General features: G+C 53.5%; 24 protein-coding genes. 18 read left to right on the top strand and 6 right to left on the bottom strand.

Translation table 11 applies throughout. The features are described from left to right. Positions 1-2: 2 nt before the first annotated feature. Entirely contained in the window at positions 3-677 is a 675-nt protein-coding gene (locus KNP85_RS08540; protein ID WP_021067677.1) for a metal-dependent hydrolase, read from the top strand. Next, entirely contained in the window at positions 677-1,264 is a 588-nt protein-coding gene (locus tag KNP85_RS08535; RefSeq protein WP_251136269.1) for an HD domain-containing protein, read from the top strand. The genes KNP85_RS08540 and KNP85_RS08535 overlap by 1 nt, the downstream gene beginning before the upstream one ends. A gap of 32 nt (positions 1,265-1,296) precedes the next feature. Here KNP85_RS08535 and fadH read toward each other — a convergent pair whose 3' ends face one another. Next, positions 1,297-2,061 (bottom strand): 2,4-dienoyl-CoA reductase, encoded by a 765-nt coding sequence (gene fadH, locus KNP85_RS08530; RefSeq protein ID WP_021067675.1) that lies wholly within the window; start codon positions 2,059-2,061, stop codon positions 1,297-1,299. A 93-nt stretch (positions 2,062-2,154) separates the two neighbouring features. Next, positions 2,155-3,234 (bottom strand): N-acetylglucosaminidase, encoded by a 1,080-nt coding sequence (locus KNP85_RS08525; RefSeq protein ID WP_353048046.1) that lies wholly within the window; start codon positions 3,232-3,234, stop codon positions 2,155-2,157. Positions 3,235-3,302: 68 nt separating this feature from the next. Between KNP85_RS08525 and KNP85_RS08520 the strand changes: the two genes are divergently transcribed. Both KNP85_RS08520 and KNP85_RS08515 read left to right on the top strand, forming a co-directional pair. Beyond that, positions 3,303-4,292 (top strand): aromatic acid exporter family protein, encoded by a 990-nt coding sequence (locus KNP85_RS08520; RefSeq protein WP_021067673.1) that lies wholly within the window; start codon positions 3,303-3,305, stop codon positions 4,290-4,292. Between the two features lie 179 nt (positions 4,293-4,471). Next, entirely contained in the window at positions 4,472-5,602 is a 1,131-nt protein-coding gene (locus tag KNP85_RS08515) for a M20/M25/M40 family metallo-hydrolase (protein ID WP_029595289.1), read from the top strand. 44 nt (positions 5,603-5,646) lie between these two features. Here KNP85_RS08515 and KNP85_RS08510 read toward each other — a convergent pair whose 3' ends face one another. Further along, positions 5,647-5,820 (bottom strand): hypothetical protein, encoded by a 174-nt coding sequence (locus KNP85_RS08510; protein ID WP_021067671.1) that lies wholly within the window; start codon positions 5,818-5,820, stop codon positions 5,647-5,649. A 75-nt stretch (positions 5,821-5,895) separates the two neighbouring features. Between KNP85_RS08510 and rnz the strand changes: the two genes are divergently transcribed. The 7 genes from rnz to KNP85_RS08475 are packed head-to-tail and all read left to right on the top strand — an operon-like array spanning position 5,896 to position 10,550. Beyond that, the gene (gene rnz, locus KNP85_RS08505) at positions 5,896-6,801 is read left to right on the top strand and encodes a ribonuclease Z (protein WP_131471245.1); all 906 of its coding nucleotides are present in this window, start codon (positions 5,896-5,898) and stop codon (positions 6,799-6,801) included. 1 nt (position 6,802) lies between these two features. Continuing rightward, on the top strand, positions 6,803-7,693 hold the full coding sequence (locus KNP85_RS08500; protein ID WP_029595291.1) for a hypothetical protein: 891 nt from the start codon (positions 6,803-6,805) through the stop codon (positions 7,691-7,693). After that, on the top strand, positions 7,690-8,100 hold the full coding sequence (locus KNP85_RS08495) for a DUF4430 domain-containing protein (RefSeq protein WP_021067668.1): 411 nt from the start codon (positions 7,690-7,692) through the stop codon (positions 8,098-8,100). The genes KNP85_RS08500 and KNP85_RS08495 overlap by 4 nt, the downstream gene beginning before the upstream one ends. Next, on the top strand, positions 8,078-8,746 hold the full coding sequence (locus KNP85_RS08490; RefSeq protein ID WP_214802655.1) for a hypothetical protein: 669 nt from the start codon (positions 8,078-8,080) through the stop codon (positions 8,744-8,746). The genes KNP85_RS08495 and KNP85_RS08490 overlap by 23 nt, the downstream gene beginning before the upstream one ends. Further along, positions 8,715-9,674: an ATP-binding cassette domain-containing protein gene (locus tag KNP85_RS08485; RefSeq protein ID WP_214714676.1), complete on the top strand. Its 960-nt coding sequence runs from the start codon at positions 8,715-8,717 to the stop codon at positions 9,672-9,674. Before KNP85_RS08490 ends, KNP85_RS08485 begins: the two co-directional genes overlap by 32 nt. Further along, on the top strand, positions 9,650-10,195 hold the full coding sequence (locus tag KNP85_RS08480) for a hypothetical protein (RefSeq protein ID WP_214802652.1): 546 nt from the start codon (positions 9,650-9,652) through the stop codon (positions 10,193-10,195). Before KNP85_RS08485 ends, KNP85_RS08480 begins: the two co-directional genes overlap by 25 nt. 34 nt (positions 10,196-10,229) lie before the next feature. Then, complete coding sequence (locus KNP85_RS08475) at positions 10,230-10,550, top strand: hypothetical protein (RefSeq protein WP_214714680.1); 321 nt, start codon at positions 10,230-10,232, stop codon at positions 10,548-10,550. A gap of 67 nt (positions 10,551-10,617) precedes the next feature. On the opposite strand, the gene KNP85_RS08470 is transcribed toward KNP85_RS08475, so the two are convergent. Continuing rightward, the gene (locus KNP85_RS08470; RefSeq protein WP_021067663.1) at positions 10,618-11,412 is read right to left on the bottom strand and encodes an SDR family NAD(P)-dependent oxidoreductase; all 795 of its coding nucleotides are present in this window, start codon (positions 11,410-11,412) and stop codon (positions 10,618-10,620) included. Between the two features lie 150 nt (positions 11,413-11,562). Between KNP85_RS08470 and KNP85_RS08465 the strand changes: the two genes are divergently transcribed. From KNP85_RS08465 to KNP85_RS08455, 3 genes are all read left to right on the top strand, one after another. Next, a complete protein-coding gene (locus tag KNP85_RS08465; protein ID WP_021067662.1) occupies positions 11,563-12,465 on the top strand; it encodes a peptidase U32 family protein in 903 nt (300 codons plus the stop codon). A 9-nt stretch (positions 12,466-12,474) separates the two neighbouring features. Further along, on the top strand, positions 12,475-13,728 hold the full coding sequence (locus KNP85_RS08460; protein WP_214802649.1) for a peptidase U32 family protein: 1,254 nt from the start codon (positions 12,475-12,477) through the stop codon (positions 13,726-13,728). A gap of 81 nt (positions 13,729-13,809) precedes the next feature. Further along, positions 13,810-15,192, top strand: coding sequence for an MATE family efflux transporter (locus tag KNP85_RS08455; protein ID WP_021067660.1), 1,383 nt, complete (start codon positions 13,810-13,812; stop codon positions 15,190-15,192). On the opposite strand, the gene KNP85_RS08450 is transcribed toward KNP85_RS08455, so the two are convergent. Further along, positions 15,187-16,056, bottom strand: coding sequence for a DMT family transporter (locus KNP85_RS08450; protein WP_029595301.1), 870 nt, complete (start codon positions 16,054-16,056; stop codon positions 15,187-15,189). The genes KNP85_RS08455 and KNP85_RS08450 overlap by 6 nt on opposite strands. 124 nt (positions 16,057-16,180) lie before the next feature. Here KNP85_RS08450 and KNP85_RS08445 point away from each other — a divergent pair, with 124 nt between their 5' ends. Next, positions 16,181-18,307, top strand: coding sequence for a DNA topoisomerase III (locus KNP85_RS08445; RefSeq protein WP_214802646.1), 2,127 nt, complete (start codon positions 16,181-16,183; stop codon positions 18,305-18,307). Between the two features lie 25 nt (positions 18,308-18,332). On the opposite strand, the gene ytzI is transcribed toward KNP85_RS08445, so the two are convergent. Next, on the bottom strand, positions 18,333-18,500 hold the full coding sequence (ytzI, locus tag KNP85_RS08440; RefSeq protein WP_021067657.1) for a YtzI protein: 168 nt from the start codon (positions 18,498-18,500) through the stop codon (positions 18,333-18,335). A gap of 161 nt (positions 18,501-18,661) precedes the next feature. Between ytzI and KNP85_RS08435 the strand changes: the two genes are divergently transcribed. The 3 genes from KNP85_RS08435 to KNP85_RS08425 all read left to right on the top strand — a co-directional run. Continuing rightward, complete coding sequence (locus tag KNP85_RS08435) at positions 18,662-19,774, top strand: PP2C family protein-serine/threonine phosphatase (RefSeq protein WP_214802643.1); 1,113 nt, start codon at positions 18,662-18,664, stop codon at positions 19,772-19,774. Between the two features lie 114 nt (positions 19,775-19,888). Next, a complete protein-coding gene (locus tag KNP85_RS08430) occupies positions 19,889-20,206 on the top strand; it encodes a helix-turn-helix domain-containing protein (RefSeq protein WP_029596097.1) in 318 nt (105 codons plus the stop codon). After that, the coding region (locus KNP85_RS08425) for an IS3 family transposase (RefSeq protein ID WP_214802833.1) at positions 20,134-20,740 on the top strand (607 nt) is incomplete at its 3' end. The genes KNP85_RS08430 and KNP85_RS08425, both read left to right, overlap by 73 nt.

Below are 20,740 nucleotides of genomic sequence, written 5' to 3'. Positions count from 1 at the left end.
CAATGAAGATCACATACTATGGCCACGCGACCGTGCAACTCGATATCGACGGGACTTCCGTCTTAATCGACCCGTTCCTGACGAGCAATCCGCATACGGACGTCGACCCGGCAAGTGTCAAAGCAGACTATATCTTGCTCACCCACGCCCATTTTGACCATATCGAAGACGTCGAATTGATTGCGAAACAGACGGGCGCAACGATCGTCGCGACACACGAGCTGGCGACATATTATGAGAAGAAGGGTTTTTCGGTCCACGGCATGAACATCGGGGGCGGCCATTCGTTCGCGTTCGGCCGCGTCACGATGACGCAGGCGTTCCATAGCTCGAGTCTCGACATGGGCGACATCCCGGTTTATATGGGAATGCCGGGCGGGTTCATCATCGAGACGAACGCACTCACGGTGTACCACGCCGGGGACACGGCGCTATTTTCGGATATGAAACTGTACGGCGAACGCTTCGAGATTGACGTCGCCTTCCTCCCGATCGGGGATAACTTCACGATGGGACCGGTCGACGCACTCGATGCGGCGCACTGGCTCCAAGCGAAACGAGTCGTCCCAATCCATTTTGATACGTTCCCGCCCATCAAACAAGACGCACGGGCGTTCTGCGATCAATTGCACCAACGTGGTCTCTTGATTGAGCCGAACACGACGATTGAGATTTGATGATGCATCCAGCGGTGCTCGAGACCGAACGGTACGTGGCGAAGCTGCATGCCGGAGACCATACCGGCCATGATATGGCCCATCTCGACCGCGTGCGCCGTTTGACGACGCATCTCGCGGAAGGCGAAGCGGTCGACGGTCTCGCTTTGACGCTCGCGGCGCTCTTGCATGATGTCGAGGATGAGAAGCTTGGACGTGATAAAGGTCTCGTCGCACGTCACCTTGACACGTTACCGATCGACCCCGAACAACGGGCTCACGTCCTGACGATGATTGAAGAGTCGTCCTTTTCAAAAGGACGGTCCCCGTCGTCACGTGAGAGCGCGATGCTGCAAGACGCCGACCGGCTCGACGCGATTGGGGCAATCGGCATCGCCCGGACGTTCCAATTTGCCGGCGCACGTGGCAATAGCCTCCACGGCGAGGGTGACTCGAAAAGCGCGATCGCTCATTTCGAGGAGAAGTTGCTCCGGCTCGCGAATCAAATGCATATGGAACGGGCGAGACGAATCGCCCGGGACCGCCACGCGTTCATGGTTACTTTTTTGGACCGGTTCGAAGCGGAATGGACAGGGCAAGACATATGAAACGGCCGAGGAATCCCTCGGCCGTTTTTTGGTTAGAACGGATGTTTATTTAGCCAATGGCCACCGTCGAGGGAAATGCATTCCCCGTTCAAATAGCGCATCTCGTCCGACGCCATCCAAAAGGCGAGGTCGGCAATCTCTTCCGGTGTCCCGAACCGTCCGAGCGGCACATTGCGGCGGATGCGCTCGACTTCTTTGACGTGGACGGCTAGTTTGTCGGCTCCACCTGTCCGCTCGATTGGCCCCGGGCTAATCGCGTTCACACGCGCCCCGAACTGATATCCCCATTCGACGGCGAGCGTTCGCGTCAAATTGAGCACACCGGCCTTGGCGGCCGCGCTCGGTGCGACACCGGCGCCCGCTTGCCAGGCATACGACGCGACCATGTTGATGATGGAGCCGTCACGCAGTTGCTCCCGTTCCCAATGCTTGCCGAGCACGTGGGTGCAGTTGAACGTCCCGTTCAAGACGATGTCGATGACGCTCGTCCATCCGTTCGGCGTCAAGTCGAGCGTCGGGCAGACGAAATTACCGGCCGCGTTGTTAACGAGCGCGTGCACTGGACCGAACCGTTCAATGATTTGATCGAGCGCAACGGCACACCCCTCATAGTCACGCACATCGTGTTGCACGGCTATCGCCGCTCCGGCCCCGATGGTCTCCAGTTCGCCCATCGCTTCTTGTAGCCGCTCCTCGTTGCGGCCGCTGATGGCGACGTTCCAGCCCTCGGTCTTGAATTTTAGCGCCATCGCCTTGCCCATCCCCGATGAGCCACCTGTGATCCAAATCGTTTTCATACAAATCCCCCTTTGGAATGAATGGTCGTTCAGTTTATGTATTCGCTCAGCGAAGAGGGGATTCCTGCAAAAAAAGTGACGGCCGTTGGGCCATCACTTCAACTGCTCTAAATAGGTCAATCCGAGTTCACGGTCGATGCGATACATCGTCCCGGCGACTTTCTCGCCCCAATACGGGTCCGAGGCGTAATTGACGTTGACGCCTTCTTGTTTATTGCCAGGGAACGGTCCTCGGTCATAGGCGCCCGTCACGTACTTTTCGGCGAATAAACGAGCCGCCGCATCGATGCTCGCCTCGACAGACGGGTAGGAGGCTGCATTTCCGCTCGGGTCGTTGTCAGTCGCTTGGAAGCCGAACAAGTTATTCTTTTCCCGGGCGATGGCTGACGTACCGAACCCGGACTCGTGTCCGGCGACGGCCATGAGGAACAAGGCGTTGATGCCGAACTCTGCCTCGGCATCTTTGAAGGCGTCGCCTTTACCGGTGAGCGGGCTGTCGTCGAGTGAGCCGAGGAAGGCGTCGAGCTCGCGAGCCGAATACGGTGCCTTCGACGCGATCGAGGCGAACTGGTATGGCGAATCGAACACGTCGCGCACGTCCTCCGTGTAATAGCGGTCGGACGACTGTTGCGGCGCCGGTCCGACGAGGAACGTCCCGGCCAAGTTGCCGTTCGCCTCGACGGTATGGAACACTTGTCCGTCCCGCATCTGATAGAAGCCGCGACGCTCGACGACGGCGTCCGGATAAAGCGTCATGTCGGCCGGCTTCACGTAGACGTCGGCGCCGGAAATGTTCACCAACAAATGCTTGTCGGCCGTCTGCACGAGACGGAGGCGGGTCCCGCCGGCGACATACGACTGCCGTTTCTTAAACTCGGCGTCTTGATACAAGTTCGTGATTCGGTCGGTCGGGGTGACGGCGATACCGGTACCTATGAAGTCGATGACGTCGCCTGACGCATCGAGCAGGGCCCGGTTGCCCCCACGTTCCATATAGGCCCGCGCCTCGTCGAGTGACTCAAATGATCGGGTCGAGACGTCCCCGCTGTCATAGGTCTGAACGGTATACGAGCCGCTCGGACGGTCTTGGAGCCAAAGGAAACCTAAAACGGCGAGGGCGAGCGTGAGCAGCGTGGGAATCACGCCACGTTTTTTTCTTTTCAATACGATCACTTCCAAACATATGGATTGCCAAACGGAACAAACTAGTGAACAATTTTGTGAGAGAGGAGGAGATATTTATGAAAATCGGATCACGCACGCTCAAGACTGCGGCGGCAGCCGGGATCGCCATGCTCATCTCCGAGACGATTCATCTCGATTACTACGTCTTCGCAGCCATCATCGCCATCCTCAGTATTCAGGAGACACGGAAAAAGTCGTTTCGGGCTTCCTATGAGCGGGTCATGGCCAGCCTGATTGCAATCGGCATGGGGGCATTGATGTTCACCTTGCTCGGTTATTCACCGGCGACGCTCACACTTTATTTTGTCATGTTCATCCCGCTCGTTCAACAGCTCAAACTGCAGGACGGCATGATCACGAGTGTCGTCATCTTGACCCATCTATATACGGAAGGGCAGTTCTCGCTCGATTTGTTCGTGAACGAGCTGTTATTGATCGCCATCGGCGTCGGGGTCGGACTCGTCGTCAACATGTATATGCCGACACTTGATAAAGAGATCGAGCGCATCAAAGACAATATCGACCGGGCCCTCGCCGTTCACTTTTATGATGTGGCCGCCTGTGTCGAGACGGGCGTCTATAACGACCATTCGATGATGCTCTTGAAGACGCGGGATTATTTGAAACAAGGGAAAGACCTCGCGCTCCGTCGCATGGGGAACTCGATTGGGAAGCGGAACGAGGACATGGATTACCTGTACTTCCGAATGCGGGAGCGGCAATATGACATCTTGAAGCGCATCGCCGAGAACTCACGGGAGATCACGATGGTCGTCAATGAGGCCAAACCGGTCGCGACGTTCCTTCGGCGCGTCGGCGACAACGTCAACCAACGGGCCGACGCTTCGACGTTCCTACGGGAGCTCGAAGAGACGATTGAGCATTATCGAAAAAACGTACCCCTCCCCACGTCGCGTGAGGAATTTGAGGTACGTTCATCGTTATTAAATATTTTGTCGGACGTGAAGAGCTACTTGATTTTAAAAGAGCGGTATATCCTGCTGTTACAGGAACATGGCCACCCCGGACAAAAACGTGCTCAATAAAAAGATGGATACGATGACGACGACACCGATTTGAATGATGCGTTGACGCTTTTTCTGTTTCTTACTCATGACGTTCCTCCAAATGTGTTTGTCCTCATTGTACAGAATGGAAAAGGTTCGTGCAAACGGCACGAGTTTGTTATAATAACCTAGAAATGTTTGGATGGAGGGATGTTTTCATGGTAAACGAGAAACGAGTGCTTGACACATTTTTACAACTGGTCGGGATCGACTCAGAGACGAAAGAAGAAGCAGTCATCTGTGAGCATTTAAAGGCGGTCTTCACAGAGCTCGGATGCGACGTCTATGAAGACGATGCGTCGACGAAAACGGCTCATTCAGGTAACAACTTGATTATTACGCTACCGGCGACGAAACAAGGCGTCGACCCGATCTATTTCACGGCGCATATGGATACGGTCACACCTGGTAAAGGGATCAAGACGAGTATTCAAGACGGTTACGTCGTGACGGATGGGACGACCATCCTCGGGGCGGATGATAAAACCGGATTGACGGCGATGATCGAACTCGTTCGCGTGTTGACGGAACAAGCGATTCCACACGGTCAAATCCAGTTCGTGATCACAGTCGGAGAAGAATCTGGGCTCGTCGGGGCAAAAGTGCTCGATCTTTCGAAAATTGATGCGAAGTTTGGATTCGCGCTCGATTCGGATGGCCCGGTCGGCGACATTATCGTCGCAGCACCGACTCAGGCGAAAGTGAACGCCAAAATCTATGGCAAGACGGCTCATGCCGGTGTAGCCCCGGAAAAAGGTGTATCGGCGATTCAAATCGCGGCGAAAGCAATCGCGAAGATGAAGTTAGGTCGCATCGATGATGAGACGACGGCAAACATCGGACGCTTCGAAGGCGGCCGTGCCACGAACATCGTCTGCGACTACGTCGAAGTCCTCGCCGAGGCGCGTTCATTGATTCATGAAAAAATGGAAGCACAAGCCGAAGCGATGAAACAAGCGTATCTTGACGCAGCTGAAGAACATGGCGGACGTGCGGAAGTCGACATCGACATCATGTACCCAGGCTTTAAGTTCGAAGAAGGGGACGAAGTCGTCGAAGTGGCGAAAGCAGCCGCGACAGCGATTGGCCGTCCAATTCGAATCTTGCATTCGGGCGGCGGTTCGGACGCCAACGTGATTGCCGGCGGCGGGATTCCGACCGTCAACCTTGCTGTCGGATATGAAGAAATTCATACGACGAACGAGCGTATGCCACTCGTCGAACTGTACAAGTTGGTTGAATATGTCGTTCAAATTGTCGAGCTCGTCGCGACACCTAAAACGAAATGAAAAAGAGCCGACGTGATGTCGGCTCTTCCTATGTGTTCGAGCTATTATGCGGCGAACTCCAACGATTCTAAAACGAGTTCGTCTGAACAGTGAAGTTCCATCGCTATGTCGTGAATGAGGATTGAGGTGCCTAATTCTTGTTGGTGTTTGCGATTCATTGAAGTCGCCCGTTCCCGGATCTGTTGATAGATCGAGTCGGAATGTTCAACTTTCTTCATCACGGATCACATCCTTTTTCAACGATTGCCTACAGTATAGCATGGAATGGACGACAAGAAAGGACAATATTATTTATGAAGTTACAATTTTTAGGAACTGGCTCCGGTATGCCGTCGAAACAACGGAACGTCTCGGGGTTGGCACTTACGCTTGCGAAACAGACGTGGCTTATCGATTGTGGCGAGGCGACCCAGCACCAAATGTTGCATACGAAAGTCAAGCCGCGCAAAGTCTCAGCCGTCTGGGTGACACACCTTCACGGGGATCACGTCTTCGGTCTGCCCGGGTTTCTGTCGACGCGCTCGGCGCTCGACGGATCGAGCCCGCTCACCTTGTATGGACCGAAAGGCATCAAGAAATGGCTCGAGTTGACGATGAAAGTAACCGGTTCTTATCTCGGCTATGATTTGACGATTGTCGAGTACGAGGACGGCGATACGTTCGAACAGGACGGGCACATCGTCACGGTCAGACGGCTTGAACATCGCTTTCCGTCTTATGGATTCCGCATCGAAGCGCCGGAACGACCGGGCGCATTGCTCGTCGAAAAAGTGAAGGCGCTCGGCATCCCGAGCGGACCGATTTATCGGACGATCAAGCAGTCTGACACGTTCGAGTTTGAAGGGAAAACGTACGCCTCTAAAGAATACGTCACTGACGCGGTTCCCGGACCGGTCGTGGCGATTCTAGGCGATACGGTCCCTTGTCCGAACGCAGCCATCCTCGCCACTGGCGTCGACGTGCTCGTTCATGAAGCGACGTTCATGCAAGCAGAGGCGAAACTCGCCCGTCAATACGGCCACTCGACGACAGTTGAGGCGGCAACGCTCGCAAAAACGGCGCAAGTTGGCCGTTTGATTGTCACGCATATCTCGGCCCGCTATCAAGGTCGAGACGAGGCGTTTGTGGATGAAGTGCGCACCGTGTTTCCAGACAGCCATGTAGCGACTGACTTCTTCGAGTTTACAGTGGGGGATTAACGTGACAGTACAACTATACGTATGGCTAGGCTTTTTCGTCATCAGTACGTTGCTAGGTTTACGCTTAAATCAACTGAAAGAACCGGAACCAAACTTTCTTATCAAATTTTTATTTTTCTCATTGCTCGGGATCGTTTCATTCCCGATTGGTGGCTTTCATATTCCAATCGGATTCCTGATGTCGTTCTTATTCTTCCCGAAACGCAATAGCCGCTATAAATGGTACGGGGCGCTCGTCGGATTCTTTTTCTTCATCGTCCTCTTGTTCGTCCCACTCTTTGATCAATCCGAATTCCGGGCCGAGTCACAACAGATTGGAACGGTGTCGATTCAAGACGAGACGTTTGACGAGATGACGGACAACATTCTGCGCCGAATCAACAGTGAGTCCATCAAACTCGACCGAAGCAAAATGATTTTCAGCGAGGACGGTGAACTCCGTTCGCTCGAATATTTGCTCATGGTCGAACGCGCAAATTCGTATCAACAGATTCGAATCAACTACGACGAATCGGGCGAGCTGACGTATCGTCAAGTCGATGAATTGAATAAGGACTCGGGAAGTGCGTTCTTCGAGAAACTCGTCGACTTTGAACATATGCTCGACGCGATCCGGAAACCGGCCTGGTCTGAATTCACGACACAAGTCGATGCCCCGTTCCTCCAGTTCTCATTCGATGGGCTGTACGACATGTACACGTTCGAGAATGAGTCGATGCTCATGATCAATCGGGATAATCGCCTCGTCAAGTTCTGGTTGCAACGCGAGCCGGTGCTCGCCAACAGCATTCAATTGTCGGGATTGAGCCAGCAAGGGCGGACGACGGGTGAGAAATACACGATTCTATACAACTACTCTATCCATCAACGAGAGGATTTGACTGATTTATGAAAAAATTGCTTCTGATGAGTTTACTTGTCCCGCTTTTGACCGCATGCGGAGGAGATACGACATCGACCGAGGAAGCGGCTTGTGATGTCGAGCCGACGATTTCTGTTTACAATGCGGCGACCGAAGAGACGCTGTTCAATGAGAAGAGTGTCTGCTTAGAAGAAGGGGCGACGGTACTCGATGCCCTTGAAGCGACCGAGCTTGACATTGAATCGGTCGGCGACGGAGACATGACTTATGTCACGGCCGTTGACGGGATTGAAGAGAAGTCGGCCGGACAATCCTCAGGCTGGGTTTACGCCTTCAATGGTAGCCCGGGCGATGAAGGCGCCGGAGCCAAAGAAGTCGAATCGACCGACATCATTCAATGGCGGTTCGAAGAAGATGCGATTTCTTTCTTCGAATGAGGCAGATTGGGAGCGCAGACATCCGGTCACGCTCCTTTTCTTCTTACTCGTCCATTTGTACGTGTTGACATACTTGAATGACTCGATTTGGCTCCTCCTCGGTCTGTTCGGTTTGTTACTGATGGAACGACGGTTTCCACTGGCGATGCTCGGTGTTATCCTCGCGTTCTTATTGATTTCACTTGCCCCGTTCGTTCTCGGTTGGAGGATTTCGGTCGGTGGTGTCACAAATCAATTGATTCCACTCGCGACTTTTTTGTTCGGTATGATTTGGGTCAATCGATTCATGCGCCTCGAGCGTTTATTGCCGTTCTTGAACAAATGGCCTCGTTCGACAAGGTTGCTGTACGGCGGTTGGGCGCTCGTCCCGACGATGGAACGGGCGGTCCGTTTATCGTTGGCCAGTCATCCGCGACGTGACTGGCAAGAGGCCGTCGTCGTCGGCATCGACAGCCAACGCCTCGAGCCGGTATATGTGACGAATCGGATGAGACGCTTCGAACGACATGACTGGGGCCAATGCCTCGTCCTCGCTAGTTTCGGGGCGATTGCGGGTATGGTCACACCGGTCGTTTGGCTTCTGTATCCATATTTGACGAAGGGAGGGGTGCGCGATGCGTTGGTTATCCTTGGCAGACGGACATGATGAATTCGAGGAGTGGGTAAGGGAAGAACAAGCGCGAGTCGTTCGCCTCGACACTCCGCTTGCTGGGAAAGTCGCATCGCTCATTTCTGGGAGTGACGCCCTGCGAGGAGCCGAACTGGCTGCCATTCTTCAAATCGATCATCTATTTCATAAGCGATTCGACGAGTGCTCAAGTGGGGAACGGCAACTCGTCCGAATCGCTCACGCCCTGGCCGATTCATCCGAGGCGATCGTCTTAATCGAGCCGTTTCGACATTTGGATCGGTTTCGGGTCGAGCATTTGACGATGTTGCTCAGCAGGTTGACCGGGCTCGGCGTTCGGATTGCATACACGGACAGGGCGCGCGAACATACCCCATCCGACCCGTTTCACGTCAATCCGACCATGAATCAGCCCCAACTTGTCGTGACGGACGTGTCCTATCGCCATCCGTTGCAGGCTTCCTATGCGGTCGAGCATGTGTCATACGAGGCGAAGCAGGCAGGACTGACCATCTGTATCGGAACGAACGGGAGCGGGAAATCGACGTTGCTCGAATTGATTGCCAAAAGCGTGCGTCCCTTGTATGGGAAGGTCAAATGGGCCGAGCGGCCGGTTTATTTACCGGCCGAGCAAGAGTACGGCCCGTTCCCGCATGCGGCGAATCGTCGCGTCGCTCAACTGCAGGCCGTCTTCGATTCCGAAGCTTCGCTGTTCTTGTTGGATGAGCCAAGCGTGGGCTTGACCGAGCAAGAGCGCTCTCAGTTTGAACGAGCGTTAACCGAGAAAGCCATGACAGCACATGTTTTGTGTGCGACGCATGATGAGCAACTGATTCAGGCGGCAGACCGCATCCTTTGCCTGTCGAACGGTACGATTGTTTTCGATGGCGATTTAGCCGAGTATAGGAAACGGAGTGCGCTATGGTCACATACGTCCTCATCCTAATCATTGCGGCGGGAATCATGTCAAGATTTGAGCGGACGGACATCCCGATTGCCGTTCTGACACAGATTCTCGCGCTTGCCGTCATCGGGCGCTGGTTATTCGTGGCCATCCCGAACGTGCAACCGTCGACGGCGTTGCTCATGTTGACGGCCTTGTATTTCGGGTTCACGAGCGCCGCGATGCTGGCGTTGTTCGTCCCGATTTTATCGGGACTGTTGCTCGGACTCGGTCCGTTCGTCTTGTTTCAATTTTTAGGATGGCTTCTCGTCGTACTCGTCGTCATTTTACTTAAACCACTGCTTCGTCACTCGCGGTGGCTCCTAGCTTTAGTAGGTCTGGGGGCCGGTTTTCTCTTCGGCTGGACGGCCAATCTTTCGTTCGCGGAGGTCATCGGGGCCGACTTCGTCAAACTGCTCGTGCTCAGTCTACCGTTCGATGTGGCCCACGGCATCGGGAACGCCGTCTTCCTCATCTTGTTGCATGACTTGTTCGTTCGCATATTTGTGCGGGAAGACGGGTAACAAGTAGGTATCACACGAGTGAGGTGACACGTGCATGAGCGGATACGTCAATCTGGTTGAAATCGGTTGGTTTCTTTTCATCGGACTGTTGTTTATGGGGCTCAATCTGTTTTTGATGTCACGTCGGCTGCTACGGACGCGCTACGGGATGCTCAGTATCCTCGGGGCCAGCGTTTGGCCGGCACTCATGATCGTCTTGTCCGTCCAAGGTGGAAGCGTCCTCGGCGGGCTGACGGAACGGGCGCTCACCCTCGAAAGCACCTTGGCTTGGTCGGTCGTCGTGGCGACGACACTGATGGTGTGTATTCCGGGCATAACACTCATCCGGCGCATGATTCAGTTGGCGCGGTCATAATCAAATCACATAAAGCAGGAGGAAGTCCCCCGGGGGACCTCCTCCTTTTTTAACGTGCATACATGGGTTAAATCGTCGAGACGTCTTCCGATCCAGCATCTGATGGTTTTTGGAAGCGGCGCAAAATCTCAAGGCTGACTGCGCGTGGCATGAGCTTGGCCGCGGCGACAAGCAGTTGGTTCGACACACCCGGCACGATGACGCGTTTGTTGGTCATGACGCCTTTATAGCCGAAGAAAGCGACGAGATGAGACGGCATTTTTGACACCATCATCTCGCTGCCGGCCCGATTGAAGAATCCGGTATCGGTTGGACCTGGACAGAGGACACTCACGTGCACGCCTGTTCCTTTCACTTCGGCATGGAGCGCCTCGGTGAGCGATAACACGTAGGCCTTCGTCGCGTAGTAGACCGCCATATACGGACCAGGTTGGAAGGCGGCGACCGATGCGACGTTCAACACATAGCCATGATTCCGTTCCACCATGCCCGGCAAATAAGCTTTCGTCAATTCGGTCAAGGCGTTGACGTTCAAACGGACTTCTTCGGCCTCGGTCTCGGCATCGAGCTCGATAAACTCGCCGGCCGTTCCGAAACCGGCATTGTTGATTAAAAAGTCGACCGTCAGTCCGGCATCGGCGATTGCACTCGTCAATCGTTTTACGGCTTGGTGTTCAGACAAATCGAGGGCGAAGACGTGTACGCTGACACGGTAACGTTTCTCCAGTACTTTTTTTAATTCGTGCAACCGAGGCTCGTTGCGAGACACGAGGATACAATCAAATCCATCCCGGGCCGCTAACACGGCAAGATCGAGTCCGATTCCTGTCGAGGCTCCAGTAATTAAGGCTGTTTTTGTCAAAATCGTCCACTCCTTCGATATAAAAAGTCATACATTGTTACTGATTTCTTCACGAGTTGTTAAATTCCTGCTCGGCCGCGACGTCAAAACGTATGCTAGAGTATAGCAAGAATATGTGATTAGACTCACAAAGTGAGGAGAAGAAACCAGATGATGATACAGCTAGTGACTACAGCACAGGGCGTCGAGCAAGCAGAAGCGCTGATTATGGCGGGCTCTGACCGCATCTATATCGGAGAAGCAACATACGGGTTACGCCATAAGGGAGACTGGTCGTTGGAGGCTGTGCGAGAAGTCACAGCGATTGCCCACCGTTATGGCAAAGAAGTGACCGTCGCCGTCAATAATTTGATGCACAATCATCAGATTGAGACGCTGCCTGACTATTTATCGGCTTTAAAAACAATCGGGGTTGACAGTGTGACGGCCGGTGACCCGGGCGCCATCCGCTTAATCCGTAATGCAAATATCCCCTATTGGTATGATGCTCAAACGCTCGTCACGTCGGCCCGACACATTCAATTTTGGGGCAAACGCGATGCAATCGGGGCAATCGCGGCCCGTGAAGTGACGTTGACTGAGCTCGGGCTGATTCAACAGCAAATCGGATTGCCGGTCGAAGTCCAAGTGTACGGACCGACGTGTATCCATCATTCGAAACGTCCGCTCTTGACGAACTACTTCAATGAGATTGGCCGATCGAACACGTTGGCAGAAGCACGCGAATACTATGTGAGCGAACCATCGGATGCGGACAGCCGCTATCCGGTGTATGAAGACGAAAACGGGACGCATGTGTTCTCTGAGGATTTGACGCTTATGGGACAACTGCCCACTTTAATAACAGGCGGCCTACACACGTGGAAGCTCGAGGGTTGGCACGCGGGTGATGCATTCGTTGATATCGTCCGCTTGTTCGATAAGGCCCGCTCAGATTTATTGAACGGTCGATTCGACCGTCTCGTCATGGAACGGCGTCTCGCCGAACTGCAGCCGGAACAATTCCGGCTCGGGACGGGACTATTGTTACGAAATCCAGAAGAGATCAAGTGAGGGATTGAGATGAAAAAACGTCCAGAATTATTAGCACCGGCCGGCAACTTAGAAAAATTGAAGATGGCGATTTTGTATGGGGCCGATGCGGTCTTTATCGGGGGACAACAGTTCGGACTCCGCTCTCGGGCCGGCAATTTTGGGTATGACGAGATGGCCGAAGGCGTCGCGTTCGCCCATGCGCGCGGGGCAAAAGTGTATGTCGCCGCGAATATGGTGACCCATGAAGGCGATATCGATGGCGCGGGCGAGTTCTTTTGCAAGCTTCGCGATATCGGCATTGATGCCGTCATCGTGTCCGACCCGGCCATGATTGAGGTATGCCTCACGGATGCGCCGGGACTTCCGGTCCATTTGTCGACGCAGGCGTCAGCGACGAACTATGAGACGCTCCGCTTTTGGCAAGAGGAAGGATTGGAGCGAATCGTTCTCGCCCGCGAAGTATCGATGGAAGAAATCAAAGAGATGAAACGGCAAGTCGATGTCGAAATCGAGACGTTCGTCCATGGGGCGATGTGCATCTCGTACTCGGGACGTTGCACCTTATCGAACCATATGGCGCTCCGCGATGCGAACCGGGGTGGCTGTGCCCAGTCGTGCCGTTGGAAGTACGGATTCTTTGAGGCGGACGAACTGTTGACTGACGAGATGGCAGCACGCGACGAGGAACCGTTCTCGATGAGCTCGGTCGACTTGGCGATGGTACGTCACATTCCGGACTTGGTCGACGCTGGCGTCGACAGCTTGAAAATTGAGGGACGGATGAAATCGATTCACTATGTGGCGACCGTTTGTAACGTCTATCGTCAAGTCATCGACGCGTACTGTAATGACCCCGAGGGCTTCGAGTTTAATCCGGCGTGGGAAGAAGAAATCTGGAAAGCGGCACAACGAGAACTCGCGACCGGATTCTATTACGGCGTCCCGACCGAGAACGAGCAACTATTCGGTAAGCCGCGCGCCATCCCGCAATATGCATTCGCGGCACGCGTCATCGCGTATGAACCGACGACAAAAATAGCGACACTCGAGCAACGAAACCATTTTCGGCGCGGGGAAGAAGTCGAGTTCTTCGGTCCCGGCTTAGTCCGTTTCTCGCAGCGCATCGATGAGCTGTACGATGAGTCGGGAGAAAGCCTCGAGACGGCGAACCAGGCGATGATGACGGTACGTGTCAAGGTCGAGCAACCGGTCGCGACCGATTTCATCATGCGCAAGCGAAAAGCCGGCGTCGTGAACACACCTGTGCCGAGCCCGGTCTGACACATCCGGCAAGACAACATAGTCGACCGTTCCATCCAATCTTGCTAACCTGTTAACATAGACGACAAAGGGGATGGAAGCATGAATCAGAATACGGAGCAGCTCCGGACCGATCCAATCGGACGCCTGCTGTTCAAACTGTCGCTACCGGCAATGATCGGGATGCTGGTGACGGCACTGTACAACATCATTGATACAATCTTCGTCGCCCGTGGCATCGGGTCGACTGCCGTGGCTGCCATCGGGATCGCCTTTCCGATTCAAATGATTCTTATGGCCGTCTCGAGCGCTGTCGGTTTGGGCGGGGCATCCATCAGTTCAAGGAAACTCGGCAAAGGCGACGATGCCGGTGCCGCCGTCACGTTTTTGAACGTGCTCGTCCTCGTCGGTGTGTTCGCCGCTTTTGCGGTCAGTTCCGCCTTTTTCATGTTGGATGACATCTTGAAAGTGTTCGGAGCGACGTCGGCCATCATGGAACTGAGCCGACAATACTTATCGGTCGTGCTCATTAGCTCTCCGTTCTTCATGTTCACACTCGCGGCGAGCGCGATGGTACGGGCTGAAGGACAGGCGCCTTATCAGATGAAAGTGATGCTCACGACCGTTGTCGTCAACTTGGTGACGACGCCGCTATTCATCTTCACGTTCGGCTGGGGCATTTACGGGGCCGCTTGGTCGACGGCGCTCGCTCAAGTCGTCGGGTCTGTGCTCATGCTCCGTTTCTTCTTCTCAAAAAATCGCCGCACCGAGCTCGATTTCCAATGGCGGAAGTTTCGATTACGGTTCGGCGAATTGAAGGAGATTATGGCGATCGGCTCATCTTCGTTCATCATGATGGTGTCCCAGTCGATTTTATTCGTCGGGGTCAACGTCATGCTCGGAACGTACGGCGGGACCGAGGAACTTGCCATCTTTGCGATTATCAATAAATTCATGGCGCTCGTCGGGATGCCGATTATGGGCATTGTCCAAGGCATGCAGCCGATTGTCGGTTACAATTTCGGCGCCAAACAATTCGACCGGATGAGGGAAACGATTTGGACGGCAATGCGGGCTGGAATTGCCATCGCCGTCATCATCTGGTTGACGCTCCAGTTGATTCCGGAACAACTGATGCGCATGTTCACAACCGACGCCAACTTGATTGCCGGCGGCGTGACGGCGATTCATGTGTTGTTCGCCGTCTCGTTCCTCCCGAGCGTCCAAATGCTCGTCAACGGCATCTATCAATCGCTCGGGAAGGCTCGGGTCGCGATGTTCTTGTCGCTGTCGCGGCAGACGCTCTATACGATTCCACTCGTCTTCATCCTGCCGAACTTCTTCGGCGTGTTCGGTGTCTGGCTCGCGTTCCCAATCGCTGATGCGATGACCTTCCTGACAGCGGTCGGGATGGCTGTTTGGGATCGCAAGCTCTTATTCCGCCCGTCAGAAGACGAAATCGAAGCGAAAGCAACCAATTTATGAAGCGACGTCCGTTCTTGTGGAGCGGGCGTCTTCTTTTAGGAACAAGTAAATTCCGCCGAGCAGGACGGCCGCACCGACCCATTGCATCACGCCGAGACGCTCGTCGAAGAAGACGAACCCGAACAGCATGCCCCACAATGCCTCGCCAAGGATGGTGATGCTGACAACGGTCGCACTGACACGGGCGAGCGCATAGTTGAACAAGTTATGTCCTAAAATCGTCGGGAAGAAGGCGAGGGCGAGGAAATACCACCAGTTGACCGATTCGAACGCGGTGAACGTCGTCCCCCGGACGAGAAGCATGAAACAGAGGACGACCGCTGCGACGAGATAGACGCTGAACGAGTATGTATTCGTGTTCATCTCGGTCCGGACGTGTTGGCCGACGAGCCAATAGCCGGCGATGAGCAGAGCGGCGATTAAAGCGAGCAAGTCCCCGAACAGCGCTTCACGTCCGAGTTGAATGTCGCCTGCCGCGACAAGCATACCTCCGAAGACAGCGATGAGCGCGAAGGCTAACCCTTTCCGGGTCGGATTCTTTTTAAAAATCAAGGCGTTCCCGATTAAGACAAAAATCGGGCTCGAAGTGACGAACAGCGTCGAGCTGGCGACGGTTGTATAATCGAGCGATAAAAACCAGAGCCAAAAATGGAACGCGAGCAACGTCCCGCTGAGGAGCAAGGCATATCGCGTCATGAGTCGTGTCCCGAGGAGCGATTTGAAATCGACGAAGGGCAACAACATCAGGCACGTGATCAGCATACGGTAAAACGCGGCCGTCTCGGCCGGTGCGGACGTCCATTTGACGAACAAGACGCTCGTCGATAAGAAGAAGACGGCGGCGAATAAGATAAGATAAGACAAGAGACATCCCCCTTTATGTTGTACATACTCTTCTAATGATATTATAGAATAGATAAGAAAATACATTCTTTCTCGAAAGTGTCGTTCCGACGAGATTTCGGATGACTGTGAAAGTAGGGATCCTATGAGATTAATTATTGCGGAGAAACCGTCGCAGGCCCAAAAACTGGCTGCGCCGTATCCATCAAAAAAGAAAAAAGACGAGATTGAGATCGCTTCATGTGCCCGGTTCCCAGAAGGCGCCATCGTCGTCTGGGCGGTCGGTCACTTATGCGAGCTGCAAGAACCGTCCCATTATAAGCCGGAATGGAAGTCTTGGAAATATGAGTCGCTCCCAATCGTGCCGGACCGATTCGACTATCGCATCTCGAAAGGCAAGTCGAAACCGTTCCAGACGATTAAGAAATGGCTGCACGACCGGTCCATCACCGACGTCATCATCGCATCCGATGCCGAGCGGGAAGGAGAAGCCATCGTCCGTCTCATTTTACGGCTCGCCGGCAATCAAAAACCTTTGTCGCGCCTATGGATCTCGAGTTTGACCGAGCAGGCGGTCGACCGTGGTTTCGCCGCACTGCTACCAGGCGACCAGACGGTCCCGTACTATCACGAAGCAATGAGTCGCGCCTGTGCCGACTGGCTCGTCGGCATGAACGCATCAAGAGCGTATACAACGCTGTTGAAGACGATCGGCATCGAGGACGTGTTTTCGCTAGGCCGTGTCCAGACTCCGACGCTCGCTTTGATTGTCAATCGCGAACGTGAGATTAAACAGTTCGTCCCAGAGCCGTATTTTGAGGTCGAGGCGACGCTTCAAAAAGGACGCGGCACGTTCAAAGCGAAATACACGCTCGGTAAGACGACGAAACTAAAGACTCGCGAACAAGCCGACGCGGTCGTCAACCGGGCGACCGGAACAGCGGTCGTTCAATCGATCGATAAGGAAGAGAAGACGGAACACCCACCGTTCTGGTTCAGTTTATCGGGTTTGCAGGCTGAAGCCGGCAAGCGGTTCGGCTTCGGGGCGAAGAAGACGCTCGACATCGCTCAAAAGCTATATACGAAAGGATGGATCAGTTATCCGCGGACTGACTCAAGTTTCGTCACACCTGACGAGGCGACGTTGTTCCCACAGACGAAAGCAAGGCTATTGAAGTCGGCGGCCTATGCCGAGTTGAAAGACGTGTTGACCGAGAACCCGTCCCGGAACAGCCGCTACGTCAACGCGAAAAAGGTCAGTGATCACTATGCGATCATCCCGACCGAGGCGTGTGGCGATGTGGCCCGACTTAGCGGGGATGAGGCAAAACTATACGATTTGATTAACCGTCGCTTTCTTGCGGCGTTCGCCCCTCCGGCCAAGCTTGAGAAAACGACGGTCGACCTCATGGACGGCGACGACCTGTACCGGGCAAAAGGGACGGTCGTCGTCAGTGCCGGCTATCGTCAAGTCGTCGAGATGAAGTCCAAAGACGTCGAACTCCCGGCGCTCACACTCGGGGAGCCGTTGACGGAAAAGAAAGTCGAAGTATTATCGAAACAAACGGAGCCACCGAAACGGTATACAGAAGGCGCGCTCATCATGGCGATGAAGGTGGCCGGTAAGCAGCTCGATGATGAAGAACTGATTCATATCATGAAAGAAGTCGAGGGGCTTGGAACCGAGGCGACACGAGCCAATATTATCGATGGATTGAAGAAGCGGGGCTATGTCGACCTACAAAAGAAAGAGCTCGTCCCGACCGATAAAGGGCGCTTGTTGATTGACGTGCTCGGTGACAGTATCCTTGCTTCACCGGCCATGACGGCCAAATGGGAGAAACGTCTCAACGAAATCGGGCAGGCATCGGCTTCGGCCGCCGAATTTATCGACCAGGCGAAAAAGATGTCGATTCATCTCGTCGAAGAGGCGAAAGCGCGAGTCGAGACGGCGAACCCGGAAGGCTATACGATTGAAGCACGACGTTTCGGGAAGAAGTCGGCGGCGCGGCCGAAAGCATCGTTCGGCGTCTGCCCGAGCTGTGGCAAGGGACTCGTCGAGCATGCGAAATTCATCGGTTGTAGCGGCTATCGCGAAGGTTGCAAGTTTACGATGTCGAAACAAGTACTCGGCGTCGGAATTGCCAAAGATGAACTGAAACAGATGATTAACGGCGGGCAATCGAACGTGCACACGTTCAAAAAAGGGGACAAGACGTTCGATGCCGCGCTCTACCTTGAAAAAGGGGCACTTCGATTCGAATTTAAATAAAAAATAGAGCCATCCGCCGATGGCTCTATTTTTTCTGCTGTTCTTCTTCAGTGATGCGGCGATTGATTTCATCGTAATCGAGCACGATGTCGTCCTTGTTGTCTTTATAGGCATATCCTTTTTGAATGACAACGATTGACGCGATTAAGACGAGCAAAATAATCAAACCGCTCACAGCGAATATCCATCCCATGCGGCATTCCTCGCTTTCGTACTTCCAGTATGCCAAAAACGAACGAGATTCTCCATCTTTGAACCACTTCGAACTGTCACAGCATTGAAATACCTAATGAAGCGATTAGATATGATACAATAATATGCAGAAGAACACTGACAGAGAAAGTAGGGATGACTATGGCGATTTTGATTGTGGACGACGAACCGGTCAATACGATGGTTCTCGAACAATTATTGCATCAACATGATTATGAGACGATTTCAGTCTCGAGTGGTGAAGATGCGCTCGCGCTCCTGATGGACCCGCAAGCCCCGTCGCTATACGACCTTGTCCTGCTTGATGTCGAGATGCCAGGAATCTCTGGAATCGAGACGTGCAAACGGATTCGACAGATGAACGGCTATGAGGAACTTCCCGTGATTATGGTCTCGGGTCGCACCGAGGAAAAGCAAATCGCAGAAGGTCTCGACGCTGAAGCGTCTGACTATACGACGAAACCGATTAAAATCACGGAACTGCTCGCGCGCATCCGCTCCGCACTCCGTTACAAAGCGGCCGTCGATGAACGCAAAAAATATGAGGCGCGGCTCCAGTATGACCTCGATCTCGCACAAAAGATTCAACAGAGCGCGTTGACCCCGCCCATCAGCAACGATGAGATTGACGTCCGGGCCCTCTACTTGCCGTCTAAAAAACTGGCCGGGGATATGTATGCCTGGTTCCAGGTCGCACCGGATCGCTATGGGGTCATCATCTTCGACGTGATGGGGCATGGTGTCTCGTCGGCGTTGATTACGATGGGGATTCGGTCGATTTTGCCCGGTCTCGTCAGCAACGTACAATACCCGGTCGATGTGATGAGTGAGTTGAACCGTCAGATGACGTTCTTGTTCTCGGGAGAGGACATGCAGAGCTATTTCACGGCCGTCTATTGTTATATCGACACGACGAAGCGTCAAATCGAGTACGTCAACGCCGGTCATCCGCCGGTCATCGTGACGTCGGACTCGGGTGTGACCCGTCTCGAGACGACCGGTGTCCCGGTCGGCATGTTCGAGGAGCCGAATTTTGAGTCGAAGGTCATCGACATCGAACCGGGGATGACGATGCATATGTATACAGATGGATTGATGGAATGTTACAGCAAAGACATCGACGACGGCATCCGCTGGCTCGAGAAGGACGTCGCGTCATACGGGCTTGACTACGCGCGTCACGTCGCCGAACAACTCGTCCCTAAAATCGAGATTGACGATGACTTGTGTCTCGTCACGGTCAAATTGATGTAAAAAGATGGTGTCGCCGCAACGGGCAACTGGGCTAACCTAAATTTTTGAGACAATATAAAAACACCTTCGCAGTGGTACACTTTAAAAAAGTGCTAGCATCGGAGGTGTTTTTGCGTGGGCAAAAACGTATATTCAAGTGAAGTGAAATGGGCAGTGGTGAAAGACAAACTGAGCGGTGAGTTGACGAATAGAGAAATCATGGAGAAACACGGAATCAAAAGTGAATCCCAAATCCACACATGGATGAGATGGTATCGGTCCAATGAAATCTATCGATTCGACCAGCCAATCGGGAAGCAATACACCTACGGACTCGGTCCTGATTCCGCCAGCGAGGATGACAAGAAAGAGCGTCAACTATCTCACCTGAAGACGGAGAACGAAATCTTAAAAAAATTCATGGAGATCGAAAGAGAGTTGAGAAAGAAGTAGCCCTAAAGACTGTAGAGCTCCTGAAGAGGAAATATACGATCACGACGATCCTACGTGTCCTGGACGTGCCACGGGCAACCTATTACCGTTGGGCCAGAGAACCGGTGAAGCACCCTTCGGTGCTAGAGCAAACAATCGTCGCAGTATGTAAGCTTACAAATTATCGATATGGACATCGAAAGATAAAGGCCCTGTTAGAGCAAACCTATGAATTGGCAGCAAACCGGAACACCGTACAGAGAATCATGAAGAAGCACCATCTCCAGTGTCGGATCAAACCCAAACGAAAATGGAAGTCTCAGGGTGAGAGCATCGTCATCGCCCCTGACCTTCTCAAGCGAGACTTCACTGCCAGTAGACCGAATAAGAAGTGGGTGACGGACATCACCTACATCCAATACGGGGGAACGACGAAGTACCTCTCCACGATCATCGACCTATTCAACAATGAGATTGTTGCCTATAAGCTATACGATCATCAACAGACGCCCCTCGTCATCGATACGTTAAGGATGGCGTTGGAGAGTCGGAACA

Origin of the sequence: Exiguobacterium sp. s194, assembly GCF_018618275.1 — a bacterium.
In the GTDB taxonomy this organism is placed as follows: Bacteria; Bacillota; Bacilli; order Exiguobacteriales; family Exiguobacteriaceae; genus Exiguobacterium; species Exiguobacterium chiriqhucha.
This window is presented reverse-complemented; position numbering and strand designations above follow the sequence as displayed.